The sequence below is a fragment of the Henriciella aquimarina genome, assembly GCF_002088975.1.
GTDB classification, from domain to species: domain Bacteria; phylum Pseudomonadota; class Alphaproteobacteria; order Caulobacterales; family Hyphomonadaceae; genus Henriciella; species Henriciella aquimarina.
This window is the reverse complement of sequence record NZ_NCST01000037.1, coordinates 1-13418: the sequence shown is the minus strand read 5'-3', so window position 1 is coordinate 13418 and position 13418 is coordinate 1. Positions and strand designations below refer to the sequence as shown.

The 13418-nt window shown below is 59.2% G+C and carries 12 protein-coding genes and 1 pseudogene; 10 read left to right on the top strand and 3 right to left on the bottom strand.

Annotation, left to right across the window (positions count from 1 at the left end; genetic code table 11):
* Positions 1 to 115 precede the first annotated feature (115 nt).
* The 10 genes and pseudogenes from B8784_RS05150 to B8784_RS05100 all read left to right on the top strand — a co-directional run bounded on the left by B8784_RS05150 (position 116) and on the right by B8784_RS05100 (position 10535).
* Positions 116 to 1105, top strand: a complete 990-nt coding sequence (locus B8784_RS05150) for an AraC family transcriptional regulator (protein ID WP_158085582.1) — start codon at positions 116 to 118, stop codon at positions 1103 to 1105.
* A gap of 150 nt (positions 1106 to 1255) precedes the next feature.
* Positions 1256 to 2311 carry an MBL fold metallo-hydrolase gene (locus B8784_RS05145; protein ID WP_158085581.1) on the top strand — a complete coding sequence of 352 codons (1056 nt, stop codon included), beginning with the start codon at positions 1256 to 1258 and terminating at the stop codon, positions 2309 to 2311.
* A gap of 176 nt (positions 2312 to 2487) precedes the next feature.
* Positions 2488 to 2925, top strand: coding sequence for an FKBP-type peptidyl-prolyl cis-trans isomerase (locus B8784_RS05140; protein ID WP_084396530.1), 438 nt, complete (start codon positions 2488 to 2490; stop codon positions 2923 to 2925).
* A gap of 389 nt (positions 2926 to 3314) precedes the next feature.
* Positions 3315 to 4463 carry a beta-propeller fold lactonase family protein gene (locus B8784_RS05135; RefSeq protein ID WP_233355977.1) on the top strand — a complete coding sequence of 383 codons (1149 nt, stop codon included), beginning with the start codon at positions 3315 to 3317 and terminating at the stop codon, positions 4461 to 4463.
* A 242-nt stretch (positions 4464 to 4705) separates the two neighbouring features.
* Entirely contained in the window at positions 4706 to 5266 is a 561-nt protein-coding gene (locus B8784_RS05130; RefSeq protein ID WP_143435300.1) for a hypothetical protein, read from the top strand.
* 5 nt (positions 5267 to 5271) lie between these two features.
* Positions 5272 to 6348 (top strand): NAD(P)/FAD-dependent oxidoreductase, encoded by a 1077-nt coding sequence (locus tag B8784_RS05125; protein ID WP_158085580.1) that lies wholly within the window; start codon positions 5272 to 5274, stop codon positions 6346 to 6348.
* A 279-nt stretch (positions 6349 to 6627) separates the two neighbouring features.
* A pseudogene (locus B8784_RS05115) lies at positions 6628 to 7764 on the top strand (IS3 family transposase).
* A gap of 249 nt (positions 7765 to 8013) precedes the next feature.
* A complete protein-coding gene (locus B8784_RS05110; RefSeq protein WP_233355976.1) occupies positions 8014 to 8631 on the top strand; it encodes a helix-turn-helix domain-containing protein in 618 nt (205 codons plus the stop codon).
* Positions 8624 to 9862: a type II toxin-antitoxin system HipA family toxin gene (locus B8784_RS05105; RefSeq protein WP_084396525.1), complete on the top strand. Its 1239-nt coding sequence runs from the start codon at positions 8624 to 8626 to the stop codon at positions 9860 to 9862. The genes B8784_RS05110 and B8784_RS05105 overlap by 8 nt, the downstream gene beginning before the upstream one ends.
* 166 nt (positions 9863 to 10028) lie before the next feature.
* Positions 10029 to 10535, top strand: a complete 507-nt coding sequence (locus tag B8784_RS05100; protein WP_084396524.1) for a recombinase family protein — start codon at positions 10029 to 10031, stop codon at positions 10533 to 10535.
* A 172-nt stretch (positions 10536 to 10707) separates the two neighbouring features.
* On the opposite strand, the gene tnpC is transcribed toward B8784_RS05100, so the two are convergent.
* The 3 genes from tnpC to tnpA all read right to left on the bottom strand — a co-directional run bounded on the left by tnpC (position 10708) and on the right by tnpA (position 13326).
* Positions 10708 to 12252 carry an IS66 family transposase gene (tnpC, locus tag B8784_RS05095; protein WP_084396523.1) on the bottom strand — a complete coding sequence of 515 codons (1545 nt, stop codon included), beginning with the start codon at positions 12250 to 12252 and terminating at the stop codon, positions 10708 to 10710.
* Positions 12253 to 12328: 76 nt separating this feature from the next.
* Positions 12329 to 12682, bottom strand: coding sequence for an IS66 family insertion sequence element accessory protein TnpB (gene tnpB, locus B8784_RS05090; protein ID WP_084396522.1), 354 nt, complete (start codon positions 12680 to 12682; stop codon positions 12329 to 12331).
* On the bottom strand, positions 12679 to 13326 hold the full coding sequence (tnpA, locus tag B8784_RS05085) for an IS66-like element accessory protein TnpA (protein ID WP_143435299.1): 648 nt from the start codon (positions 13324 to 13326) through the stop codon (positions 12679 to 12681). The genes tnpB and tnpA overlap by 4 nt, the downstream gene beginning before the upstream one ends.
* Between the last annotated feature and the right edge of the window lie 92 nt (positions 13327 to 13418).

Below are 13418 nucleotides of genomic sequence, written 5' to 3'. Positions count from 1 at the left end.
GCGTCAATTCCAGGCTCGAAGTGTTTGAGCCTCAGGAAAAAGTGCCTAATATGAAGACTCAGGCGTGGGGAATGGGGGCGTGGCCGGTCTAAGGCTGCGATTGGATATGGCGCAGATGTCGGCATTGTTTGCCGTCAGAATGATCAATCAGGCCGGGCCGGGGGTCGACCGTGGGGCGCTTTTCAGGTCATTCGGGCTGGAGGAGGCTGCGCCGCTGGATCCGACGGTCATGATTTCCGATACGGCCTATTACGATCTGCTTGAGATGATCGCCGAACAGGAACAGCCCGATATCGGGTTTCACATTCGCGTCTCGCAATCCATCACATGTGCAGACCTGGGGGCGGTGGGACTGGCCTGGAAGTCCGCGCCCGATCTTCGCAGGTCGTTCCATCGGATGGACCGGTATTCCCGGCTCTATAATACAGCCTCGAGCTTTGAACTCGTCGACAGGGGCGACACCTATCTGTGGACGCATACGCGGACAGAGCCCGACCGCCTGGGCATGTATATTTCGAATGAAGGGGCTCTCGCCACCTATGCCAATATCTGCCGGGAAGCGACCGGGGCGCAAAACCGGCCGCAGTCCGTACAGTTTCGCCATCAGGACCATGGCGGCAGGAAAGCTCTTGAGGCGCATTTTCGATGCCCCGTTATCTTCGGCGCAGACATCGATGCCATCGTCATTCCGGCGGGGCGGCTGGATCAGCCAAACCTGGTTGGGGACCAGAGCATCTGGAAATTCTTTTCCTCGCACGTGGAAGAGAATCTGCCTGAGGAAGAGGTCCCGTTCGAACGCCAGCTGGTTCTGAAAATCGCAGATATGCTGAGCGACGGCGTCCCACCCCTGGCCCTGGTGGCCACAAGTCTCGGCATGAGCGCGCGAACCTTGCAGCGCAGACTTGCCGAGCATGGGGCGACCTACCAGACCCTCGTCACGCAGGCCCGGCTGGAACTGGCGCAGTCGCTGATGGGCGAGACCGGCTATTCGCTGGCGGAGATCGCCTTCCTGACGGGCTTTTCAGAGCAGAGCGCCTTTACCCGCGCGTTCAAGCGCTGGGTCGGCAAGACGCCCGGCGCATTCAGGAGCGAGGGGCGCGCCTGATCGAAGGCCGGGGCTCGTGTGTCCCCGATGAGGTGAGACCGGCTCGAGCCTCTCTGGCACCCTCGGTCAAACCGTTGGCAGCCCGGGTCAATACCGTGTCGGGGCATGTCCGCTATCCTTGGATATCGCTTCTATTACGGGAGATATTCGATGCGACGCCTGACCCCTGTTTCCTCAATTGCCTGTCTTGCTGTGCTCTGTGGCGGCCTCTTTGCCTATGCAGATGGAGGCCAGGCGCACCACCCGGCGAACACCATCACAATAGAAGAGGACCACCCTGACAGCTTCCGTCATTTTGCGCCGGAACTTCCCTCGATGCGAGCACGCCTCCCCGAGATCAATACCGGGTTCGGTCTCCATGTCAGCGAGATCGAGCCCGGACTCTTCTTCGCTACCGACATGATCTACCAGTCGGCCTTCCTGGTAACGGAAGCGGGGGTTGTCGTCTTCGACGCGCCGCCCAGCTTCGGCGAGCGTCTGCGCTTGGCCATCGAAATGGCGGCACCGGGAGTGCCCATCACCCATTTCATCCAGAGCCACAAGCATGCCGACCATAATGGGGGCGGCTACACTTTCGCGGATATTGAAGGGCTGACAGTCATCGGCGCACAGGCAAATGCCGACAGCCTCGAGAGCAATCCGCTGCGTGGTGTCCTTGTGCCAACGGAAACCTTCGAGGAGAGCTATTCGATCTCGATCGGCGGGATTCCGATCGAGTTGCACACAGCGAGTTTCCATTCAGTCGAAACCGACGTGATCATCCACCTGCCCGAACAGCGCTTCCTTATGGCCGTCGATACAATCACGCCGGGCGAAGCCCCCTTCATGAACTTCGCCGCGACCAGCAATCTCGATGGCTACATGGAGAGTTTCGAGACATTCCTTGCCTATGATTTCGAGCACTTCCTGTCCGGCCACGTCTCTGTTCTGGGCAACCGGCAGGACGTCGAGACCGCCCGCGACTATGCCTTCGACGTTCGCGATACGGTGAGCGAGCTCTGGCCGAGCTTCATGGAGAGGTTTGCGGCCAACATGGAAACGACCGAGTTCCAGAACGGCAACCTGGCGTATCGCATGACGATGGAACAGGTGCGCGATGCGTGTGCCCGTCAGATAATCGACCGCTGGTCTGGCACGCTGTCCGTGGTTGACCTCTGGGCGGACAGTCACTGCGAAACGGTCGTGCTGCACGCGATTATGAACTGACATTGCAGCCCTGTGTATGACTTGCGGGCTGTGCCCAACACACATCCGCGCCGGTGCGAATTTGACAGCCAGCGCCCGGATTGCGACCAATGCGGATCGCAGGCGCGCATGAAAGCGCCATTGGCGCGGTCTCTGATGCGCCTCACCAATTTTCACACTCGATAGGAAACATCATTATGGAAGCCGCAAAAAAGGGCGACACCGTCCTTATAGATTACACCGTTCAGACAACCGATGGCCGGGTCGTCGGGAAGACCGAAGAAAACGAGCCCGTATCGGTTACGATCGGCAGCGCCGAGATATTCCCGGAAGTCGAAACCGCCCTGGACGGCATGGAAGTCGGTAGTGAGCAGTCCGTGACCGTGAGTTCTGACAACGCGTTCGGCCCTCGCCGCGAAGAAATGGTCATCGACATCCCGCGCGCCCAACTGCCGAATGACAATACGCCCGAACCCGGCATGACGCTGGCCGCCCAACAGCAGGATGGCTCGACGGTGAACCTCACCATCATCGCGGTGAACGACGAGACGATCACGGCCGATGGCAATCACCCTCTCGCCGGTGAGGACCTGCATTTCGGCGTGAAGCTGGTTGAGATCAAACCGGCCGCCTGAAGCAGATATTGCAATCCGTGTCTGCGTTTCGCCTCGCAGGCACTTGCATTGGAGCAGACCGATGCCGCCGATAGCCGGTGACCTTTAAGGCGTCGGTCTGCTTCTCATACAGCGCCTCTGTGCAATCGCGTCGCTGGCGGTGTCGCCAGACAAGGCGCAGTGAAGTGGGGTAGCCGGCCCTCCTCATCAAAACAGATCCGCTGGCCCCGATCGGGATCAGGCCGCGTTTGCGCTGACATCGCCCAAGCTGACATGAATGTGAGTTGCCTTGTCGGCCACTCGCTGAAAGCGTTGTGCCCCTAAACCGGCTCTAATCAGGGAAACCTGCCATGAAACTGTCAGCTGTCAGACATTTCTGCCTTTCCTCTTTGATGTTTGGCACTGTGGCCATGAGTGGATCCGCCCAGGCCAATGAGGCTGGCGGCGCTGCACCTGCCCTCGTGCCGCTTGAGATCGAGGTCTATGCTGAAGAGGGGCAGGCGATCCCGCATTTCATGGTCGATGCAGCCTGGCCGGATATGCCTGCCGAGATGATCATCGGGCAAGTGCCGGGACTGGCCGTCGACAAGGGCGATAATGTCTGGCTGGTTCACAGGCCGCAATCGCTCACCTTCTCGGATGTCGGCCTTGCCCAGTCTCCCCCGCAAGCTCTGTGCTGCCGTCCGGGGCCCGATGTCATGAAGTTTTCCGGAGACGGGACGTATCTGGGCGGCTGGACAGGAGATCCGGAGTGGCCGGAAACCGTCCATGGCATCCATGTGGATGACGAGCAGACGGTCTGGATCGGCGGCAATGGCGAAGGCGACCATGTCGTCTACAACTTTACCGAGGATGGAGACTTTATCCGGCAGGTCGGTACGCACGGCGAGACAGACGGCAATGCCAGCCCGGACAAGCTGGGCAACCCGGCCGACATCTGGCGCGGTCTAGGCCAGGTCTTCATTGCCGATGGCTACATCAACAAGCGCATTGCCGGGTTCGACGAGGAGTCGCTTGGCTTTCAGGGCGCATGGGGCGCCTATGGGACAGTTCCCTCAGGGGGAACGCGCCAAGGCAGTTTTGACCAGAGCCAGGCCTCCACCAATACCGATGGTGGGGCAGATCCCGACGCGAAAGCGTTCGGGGACATTGTTCACTGTGTCGTCGGGACCGATGATGGGTATGTCTATGTCTGTGACAGGCGGAACAACCGCGCCCAGATGTTCCGCGTCAGCGACACAGGCGATCTGGAATTTGTGCGCGACATTGTGATTGCTCCCGAGACGGGTGGGACACGCACCGTCACGGACATCGCCTTTTCGCCGGACGGAGCATTTGTCTATGTTGCCGACATGATGAATTCGACGATCTGGGTATTGGACCGGTCCACGCATGAGCCGGTCGCCCGGATCGGTCGGATCGGGCGGTATCCGGGCGAGTTTACGTGGCTGCATTCGCTGGACGTGGATTCCGAAGGCAATATCTACACCTCCGAAGTGGGCACGGGACGCCGCGTGCAGAAGCTGGTGTTCACGGGAATGAAGCCGGCGTCCGAGTGACTGGCGCGATTTGATCAGACAAATACAGATTCGTCTCTGGTGTCCGGCGAACAGGCCGATTCAGACTGCCAGACGCTGAGGCCTGCTGCACGGTTTTTCCCAGAAAACTAGGCAGGCGTTTGTGGCACGGCAATCGCTTTGCATTAGCACCGTGTCGCGGGAAATCGCGATGGGCATGGCGGGGTTCGGGGCAGGACTCCGTTTAGATGGGTAAGTTTCACTTACCGAAGGGTTCATGCGCCATGAAACGATTTACCAGACGCAGGCTGATGATTGGTACCGCGCTGCTGGCAGGCGGGGCCGCCGCTGCCCCGGTCGTCTTTGCCGACAGCCGCAAGGGTGGGAAGGAGACGTTCCACTTCCGGGTCCATGTCCCGAACGTCAAAGAACTCTCACGTCTGAAGGGAGATGAACTCAGCAACGCTTTGCTGCGCTCCCTGCAGCTTGAGGCACGCGGGGAAGGCCGTATGCCGCCCGTCGAACTGATCGCTGTGCGTCTGGAGAAGGGGCGTGTGGCCGACATTCTCGTCTCCCGGTCCTTCAAGGCAAGGTCCGGCGAGAGCCATATCCCCGGCGACATGCTGATTCCGGGGGACATGCTCATTCCCGGCGACATGTTGATCCCTGGTGACATGCTGATTCCGGGAGACATGCTGATCCCGGATCGCGGAGCGAAGCGGGTTGTTGCCGACATGGCGACGGAGGCCTTGCGTGAGACCCGTTTCGAAAGCGGCCTGTTCTTTATCGTCGTCAGTCAGGGCTCGAATGTTCGTTCCGGTGGTACGCTCATCCCGCTGACATGAAGGCAGTGGACGGCACACCAGGCTTCGACGCCGTTATCTTAGGGGCAGGGTTTGCCGGCAGGCTGGCAGCGCTGACCCTGCGCCAGGCCGGTGCGCGAGTGGCCCTTGTGGGCATGTCAGATCGGCCGGTCCGCCAGGCTGTGCATGTCCACCAGCTTTCGCCGAAGGCCTGGGATGAGTTGTCGGTCCTTGTTCCGGACTTGATGGATAGGCTGGGGGTCAGCGGCTGTACCGGCCCAGCGCAGCTCTCCCGTGCCACGCTCGATAGGCTCATGCAGACTTGTGTGGAGCAGGCCAGCGATATTGTGCGGGTTCCACGAGTGTCAGAAGCAGACCGGTCCGGCGGGCAATGGTTGCTCAGGATCCAGGGCGAGGAACGTCTGCGTGCAGACTGGCTGATCGACGCCAGCGGCTCTGCCCGCGCGGGCTGCAAGTTTCTCTCGAGCCTGTCGGGCCAGGCAGTAAGCCTTGAAGACGTCGAAGCCGATTTCGCCTGTAAAAGCTGGCGCGTGAAGGGCGTGGCCCCCTCTTCGGGCGACAAACTCGTGCGCGCGACAGTCATGGACGGACAGTGCGGCATCCTTTGCCAGTTTCTCGGAAACGGCCGCGCCACACTGACCCTGCATGGCTTGCCGGAGGCGCTGCATGCCATCGAGGACCCACTCACCCTCGCACAAAGCAGCGACAATGACGGTCTGCAGAATAGCTTTCGGGAGGCGTATCTTGCTTCCGGCCCCTATCGTTGGCGCGGCCAGTGGGCGAACCGAATTCTGCTGGAAGAAAGCGAAGCGGCACGGTTCAACTGGTTCGCCCTCGGCGACAGCCTGCTGACGACGCCTCCCATCCTTGGCTGGGGGCTCGCTCAGGCCATCGAGCAGACAGCGCTGCTGGCCCGCACGGGGCTTGCTGCTGACATCGTTCCTGCTCTCGACGCCCTTGCGGAACCGCGCATGCGGCAAGCCACGGTAGCGAGCTTCCTTCGCACCAGCAGCCTCTCACGAAATGCCGCGACCCATGCGGACACGCCGTCAGCCTCAATGGTGGGCGAGCGTGCCCCGGCCATCCAGACATGTCGATCCTGACCCCAGATTGTGGAGATACCTCATGCAAAGAACGGCTCTTATCTCAACGCTTGTCGCCAGCGCTGCACTCGCTGCCTGCCAGACCTCTTCGGGGGACGACAGTGCGGCTGCGCCAGTAGAGGAGGGGGTTGAACTGAGCATTGTTCAGGAAGGTGCCTCGGCTGATGGCTTCTGCGAGGTGAGGTTCCGGACCACTTATCCGACGGACATGACTGGTCTGCCCCCGCAAAAGTGGTCCATTATTTGAGTTAGTTCCGGCTTCAGATATGGAGCTGAGACATGGGCAAGAGATCAACGCCTGAAGAGATCATAGCGAAGCTGCGGGAGGTGGAGGTTCGCCTCGCGCGCGGTGAGACGACGGGACAGGCCGCGCGTTCGATCGGGGGTGACGGAACAGACATACTATCGGTGGCGCAAGGAGTATGGTGGCCAGGTTGGCCAGGCCAAACGGATGAAGGAGATCGAGAAGGAGAATGCGCGCCTTCGCAAGGCGATCTCCGATCTCACGCTGGACAACCAGATCCTTCAGGAAGTTATCAAGGGAAAGTTCTGAGCCCTTCACGCAAACGCGAAGCGGTCGATCATGTGGTGGAGACGCTCGGTGCAACAGAGCGCCGGGCCTGCCGTGTGATCGGCCAGCATCGTTCCTCCCAGCGCAAACCGGGCGTGCCGCGTCAGGATGAGGATGTTCTGACAGCGGCCATCATCCGCCTTGCCGAGCAGTTCGGCCGATATGGCTATCGCCGCATCACGGCCTTGTTGAGACGAGATGGCTGGCATGTGAACGAGAAGCGTGTGTATCGCATCTGGCGGCGTGAGGGGCTTAAAGTTCCGATGAAACAACCAAAACGCGGCCGGTTATGGCTGAATGACGGTTCGTGCGTGAGGCTCCGACCAGCGCATAAGGGCCATGTCTGGTCTTACGATTTCGTCCAGGATCGCACCCATGACGGCAAGGTGTTCCGTATGCTGTGCGTGATAGACGAGTTCACCCGAGAATGCCTCGCCATCCGCGTCGAGCGCAAGCTCAACTCGCGTGATGTGCTCGACACGCTGGGCGAACTGTTCGTCCTGCATGGCCCGCCGGCGCATATCCGTTCTGACAATGGCCCCGAGTTCATCGCCACCGCCCTGCGCGAGTGGCTCCAGCGCATCGGCGTGAAGACGCTCTACATCGAACCGGGCTCGCCTTGGGAGAATGGATACTGCGAGAGCTTTAACTCCAAGCTCAGGGATGAGTTACTGGCGAGAGAAATCTTCTTCGATTTGCGCGAGGCACAGATCCTGATCGAAATCTGGCGGCGGCACTACAACACCGCGCGCCCACACTCTTCTCTGGGCTACCGGCCACCTGCGCCACAAACCATCTTGCCCGCGGCGTTCATACCGCCTTACTGTGGGGAGGTAGCGGCATGAACGCCGCTACGTGGAAACCGCCGGACTAACAAAGCAGGTGGACCACCTCGGTGGGGCAGAGCAGGTTCATCGGGAAGGCCGGGCGGATTCTGGTTTCCAGGGAAAGGGCGAAAGAGCTCTTGGCTGCCCCAATATTGAAACAACCGATTGATACGGTTTTGCGCATCAATTTGCCAAATCGATATGTTTAAACGTATCACATCTTGCATTTCTCCTATCTGTGTGATACGTTTAAAGGGATAGGAGTTGTTGATTGATACGCAAAAAAAGATCGTGACATATGTTCTAGAGGATATCGGAGAAGCGCTTCGGCAAGCGCGTGAACGCAAAGGCTTCAGCCAAAGAGAGCTGAGCGCCAAAGCCGGAGTACGTCAGGCCCAGATTTCTCAGGTGGAGAATGGCGCCATTGATCTCAGGCTGTCCAGCTTGATTGCTCTGGCCCGCGCTCTTGATTTGGAATTGGAGCTTGTTCCGCGCAAGCTCGTTCCCGCTGTAGACTCTCTGGTGAGGGATACCCAGCGCATTCCGGCAGTTTCTAATAAGCAAATTCAGAAGGCTGTCCTGGAGGCGTCTCGTGCCGCGCAAATCTTCTCAAATGCAAACCTGCCGCAGCTGAAAGAATTGGCGCGAGCGCTAGCAACTCTTCGTACGGAATTTCAAAGTCCCAGCTTTCAAGGTGAGTTGCAGAAAACCCTGACGCTTTATCGGGAGGCCGCAAAGCAACTATCCGATTTGCCTAAAAATAACCGCTTACAGAACGCGATGCGTACTCTGCAGCATCTACGCAATGCTGCCGTGCATGAACCTCAGCTTGAGTATGAGGATCAACGGCCAGCATACAGTTTAGAGGAGGACGATGATGAGTAGTAGTGTAACCGTCCTCGATGTCCTTCTGTATGGAGAGCCGATCGGCACGCTGACACGGGTTGGAGGAGACCGTGTCGTCTTTGCTTTCACCGATGAGTACATAGAAAGCGAAAGCCGTCCGACGCTCAGCCTGAGTTACAAGGACAGCTATGGCGAGCTGATCACGAACTTCAAACCTACACAAACCAGGCTTTCCCCGTTCTTCTCAAACCTGCTGCCGGAAGGGTCGATGCGTGACTATCTGGCCGACCGGGCGAAAGTGCACAGGCAGCGTGAATTCTTTCTGCTTTGGGTGTTAGGGCGAGATCTTCCAGGCGCGATCACTGTGCAACCCGCCGATGCCGATGGCGAAGATTGGCCGGCGGATGCACATGATGGAAAAAATGATCAAAGGGAAGAGGCGCGTGAAAACGCGCTACGGTTTTCGCTAGCAGGTGTGCAGCTCAAATTTTCCGCCATCCATGAGGCGCGTGGCGGTCTGACGATCCCGGCAAGCGGTGTTGGGGGTTCATGGATTGTGAAGCTGCCATCGCGCGAATTCGACGGCGTACCAGAGAATGAATTCTCTATGATGCAGCTGGCAAGCAAAGTCGGCATAGAAGTGCCTGAGCACGCCCTCATCGACGTTGATGCCATCTCCAATCTGCCAACCGGTATAGGGTCGCTGCAAGGTCAAGCCTTTGCCATCAAACGCTTTGACCGTACCGAAGCGGGCGAAGCCGTCCATATGGAGGATTTCGCCCAGGTGTTCGGTGTTTATGCGGCGGACAAATACAAGAAGGCCAGCTATCGAAACATTGCGACAGTTCTGGGCGTCGAAACTGACGATGCCGACATAGCAGAATTTATCCGGCGGCTGACGTTCAACACACTTATCGGCAATGCCGATATGCATCTGAAAAACTGGTCGCTTCTCTATCCCGATAAACGCAATGCCAGCCTTGCCCCAGCCTATGATTTTGTTTCCACGATTGCGTATATAGAAGACTCAGACGCTGCATTGAAGTTTAGTCGAACCAAGCGGTTTGACGGATTTACTCTGGATGAGCTTAGCCACATGGCGGCCAAAGCGCGCTTGCCAGAAAAGCTAGTTCTCGATTCTGCGCGTGAAACCGTCGAGCGCTTCATGCAGGAATGGGCATCTGAAAAGCCGCACTTACCTATACACACGAATGCACGAGACACCATCGACGAGCATCTCGCTGGTCTTCCTCTCGTGACTGATAAGTAGCAAGCAAAACACACACATATTTATGGCTGAATAAATTGACAGTACACAGATGAATATGACATAATATTCTCATAACAAGTGAGGATATTTGAGGTCAGCGAGATTTAGTTTTGATGGTACACGAAGAGGAATAAATGACGCGTGTCCCGCAGCGGTTGCTGTCGGTTTGACGCTCTTCGCCATTGGGGCGAAGCGCCTAAACGCGCGCGGCATTCAGTTTGAGGCGATGTCGGGGGAGTATGATCTCAGCACGCCAGATGGTGGCTTCACCTTTACGCTTCGTGCTGCCTTGTCGGAATGGGAGCGTGAGAAGCTACCGGCTGCAAAACTTGAGGCGGCCGTTTCCAAAGCGATCGGGAACTGGCTTGAGACCACCGCTGAGCGTCTGCTTGCTGATCCGGGCGCTGAATCCTTCACTAACGTTCAAACCGCCTTTGCGCGGATCACCGAGCAGCTGGCATCCCGCCAGTCGCTGGTGCATATTAAAAGCTTCACGGAACGAAAACGCGGTGTCGAAACCGTCCTCATTCTAGGGGCTGAGACACCGAACCGGGACGAGGCGCTCATCAAAGCCGTGGCTCGCGCGCATGCCTGGATGGCGGAATGGCGGGCTGGTGTGTCCCTTCCAACCCTTGCCAAAAAGCTCGGCTGGACGACATCGCCGCTGCGTTAGAGATTGAAGCTAGCCTTCCTGTCACCGGCGATCGTTCGAGCCATTTTTGAGGGGCACCAGCCGGCTGACCTGAGCCTCGAAACTCCTGCGAACAGCCCTCCCGCTGGACTGAGATCGGCAGGCAGAAGTGCTTGGATTTTCGTTTCCCTGATCAGGTGTAAGCGTCCAGTTCTTACACATCAGCGCGTAATGCAGCCCAGTTCCAGGGTAGCAGATCATCGATCTGGCTCATCGGATGGCCTTGGCTTAGGCGCTCGAGAACGTCACTCAGATAGGCGTGGGGCTCGACATCGTTGAGTTTGGCGGTCGTCAGGAGAGAAGCGATGACGGCCCATCTCTGTGCACCGCCTTCCGAGCCGGCGAACAGATGGTTCTTGCGTCCTAGCGCGACCGGGCGGATAGCGCGTTCGACAGTATTTGTATCGAGGGCGATGCGGCCATCCTCAAGGAACAGACTGAGCTGGTCCCAGCGGGTGAGCGCATAGCGGATCGCGTCGCCCAGTCCGCTGCGCGGCGGGATGCGCTGGAGTTCGGTTTCCAGCCAGGCTTTCATCGCGCGGACCAGCGGGCGGGATTTCCGGGCCCGCACGATCCGACGCTTGTTCGCGCTCTGCCCACGGATCGTGGCGTCGATAGCATAGAGCTCGGCGATCCGCTGCAACGCTTCGGCCGCGATCGGTGAGCCTGTGGCCTGGTGCACCTCGTAGAACTTGCGCCGCGCATGCGCCCAGCAGGCGGCCAGCATGATATCCCCGCCCGTGGTCAGTCGCTCGAACCCGGCATAGCCATCGACCTGCAGCACACCGCTGAAGTCCTTGAGATGGGTTTCCGGACGTTCGGCGCGCCGATCCGGGCTGTAGATATAGACAGCAGCTGGCGGCCCCGGCCCATTCCACGGTCGATTATCGCGGGCATAGACCCAGAGCCGACCTGTTCGGGTGCGCCCGCGGCCCGGATCGAGCACAGGCAGCGGCGTGTCGTCGGCGAACAGCATCTTCGAGCTGAAGACATGGCTTGCGAGCCGCTCATGCAGCGCTTCCAGCCACCAGCTGGCCCCGCCCACCCAGTTGGCAAGCGTTGATCGGTTCAGCTTCACACCTTGGCGGGCAAAGATCTGCGACTGGCGATAGAGCGGCAGGTGATCGCAATACTTGCTAACGATGACATGCGCGAGCAGGCCCGGCGTGGCCAGCCCCTTTGCGATCGGGCGTTCCGGGGCCGGTGCCTGGTGGATCTTCCCGCAGCCCCGGCAGCCATAGCGCGGGCGCTTCATCCGCAGGACACGCAGTCGCGCTGGAACATGATCCAGCATCTCGCTGACGGTTTCGCCGATGAAGTGCAGCGCACCGCCGCAACATGGGCAGGCGCTGGTCTCGGTGTCGACCGCGACATCCTCGCGTGGCAGATGCTCTGGCAGACTGAACGCGCGGGTGCGGGCTGGGCGCGGACCAGTTTCGACCAGTGTGTCTGGCGATGCGGCTTCAAGGTGCGCCACATCACTGTCCAGATCCTCCAGGCCAAGCTGGAGCTGGCCGGGATCAAGCCCCTCGGCCCGGCGACCGAACTGGCTGCGCTGCAGCGTCTTCACCATCTGGCGCAGCCGCTCGATCTCGGCCCGTGTTTCAGCACGCTCGCTGTCACGCGCCGCAGCCATCTCGCGGATCATGCGATGCAGCACATCCACGTCTTCAGGCAGGGCGGCGAGATCAAGCTCCATGGCACGGAGTTTACGATGGAATCAGCTCGTTCCGCACAGCTTTCTGCGGCCTGATTCAATCGGTCGCATCCGCGTCTCACCCCGCCCGATCAGGACGCCAGCGCTCATCCGGGGATCGCCAGTCGATGCCTTCAAGCAGGACAGAGAGCTGCCGGGCGCTGAGCTTCACCACAGCACCCTGCTCGGTCTGCATCGGCCACAGGAAACCGCCTTTCTCCAGGCGTTTCGAGAAGAGGCAGAGCCCGGTCCCATCCCAGTAGAGGATCTTGATCAGGTTCGCCTTGCGACCGCGGAACGCGAACAGATGTCCAGAGAACGGATCCTGCGCCAGCACGCCCTGAACCAGCATGGCGAGCCCATCTATACCCTTTCGCATGTCAGTGACCCCAACGGCGAGGTGCACCTTCAGACCTGATGTCGTCAGCATCATGAGAGGTCTGCCTCAAGCAGAGAGACAAGCTGCCGGACACGGTCAGGATCGACATCCTTGTCAAACCGGATTCGACGCCCACCGATAAGTTCCACCTCTATGCCAGGCGCTCCGCGTTCTATGATTATCGGCGATGGGGCGCCTGCTGACGCGCCCCCTCCACTCGCGTCTTTCTCTACTTCAACAGAAAGGAATGTGGGACTGTCCTCTGACGGGGATAGCTCATTCTTCCAGCGGAACAGCACGCGCTGAGCGATATTGTACCGTCGCGCCACGCCGCTGACCGTCCCGCCCGGTTTTTCCGTCTCGGCCACGATGCGGCGCTTGTCTTCAGGGCTGAACTGGCGCTTGCCGTTCGGCGCATCAGAGCGCGATGGCAGATATTTCGAAGGCGGCGGAATGTCCTTATCCGTCATATGACCAGTCATATGACTAAGCTGTCCGCCGCGCCGGTAGAGCACCTTTCCGCTCACACGAGACTTTTCGGTTTTGAATATGGCCCGCCAGTTACCGAACCGCTTCAGCGGTAACCCATGCGCCTCGCAATATTCACGCTGATTCAGCGTGCTACGCATCCAGGCATCGTGATGAGCCCGCCAGAAAGCCTCAAGCTCTATCTGTTTCGCCGTCTTCCGTTTCGACACCAACACCTCCTCAGATCTGTGCGGATTGCACCGTGAGAAGAAAGATCAGATGCCGCTCCTAGCGGACAAGCGTGTGAGAAATGGACGCTTAC

What these genes read in the sequence shown, in the direction of transcription:
- B8784_RS05150 (WP_158085582.1), top strand. Translation starts at nt 116, where the DNA reads ATGTCGGCATTGTTTGCCGTCAGAATGATCAATCAGGCCGGGCCGGGG.
- B8784_RS05145 (WP_158085581.1), top strand. Translation starts at nt 1,256, where the DNA reads ATGCGACGCCTGACCCCTGTTTCCTCAATTGCCTGTCTTGCTGTGCTC.
- B8784_RS05140 (WP_084396530.1), top strand. Translation starts at nt 2,488, where the DNA reads ATGGAAGCCGCAAAAAAGGGCGACACCGTCCTTATAGATTACACCGTT.
- B8784_RS05135 (WP_233355977.1), top strand. Translation starts at nt 3,315, where the DNA reads ATGAGTGGATCCGCCCAGGCCAATGAGGCTGGCGGCGCTGCACCTGCC.
- B8784_RS05130 (WP_143435300.1), top strand. Translation starts at nt 4,706, where the DNA reads ATGAAACGATTTACCAGACGCAGGCTGATGATTGGTACCGCGCTGCTG.
- B8784_RS05105 (WP_084396525.1), top strand. Translation starts at nt 8,624, where the DNA reads ATGAGTAGTAGTGTAACCGTCCTCGATGTCCTTCTGTATGGAGAGCCG.
- tnpC (WP_084396523.1), bottom strand. Translation starts at nt 12,252, where the DNA reads ATGGAGCTTGATCTCGCCGCCCTGCCTGAAGACGTGGATGTGCTGCAT.
- tnpB (WP_084396522.1), bottom strand. Translation starts at nt 12,682, where the DNA reads ATGATGCTGACGACATCAGGTCTGAAGGTGCACCTCGCCGTTGGGGTC.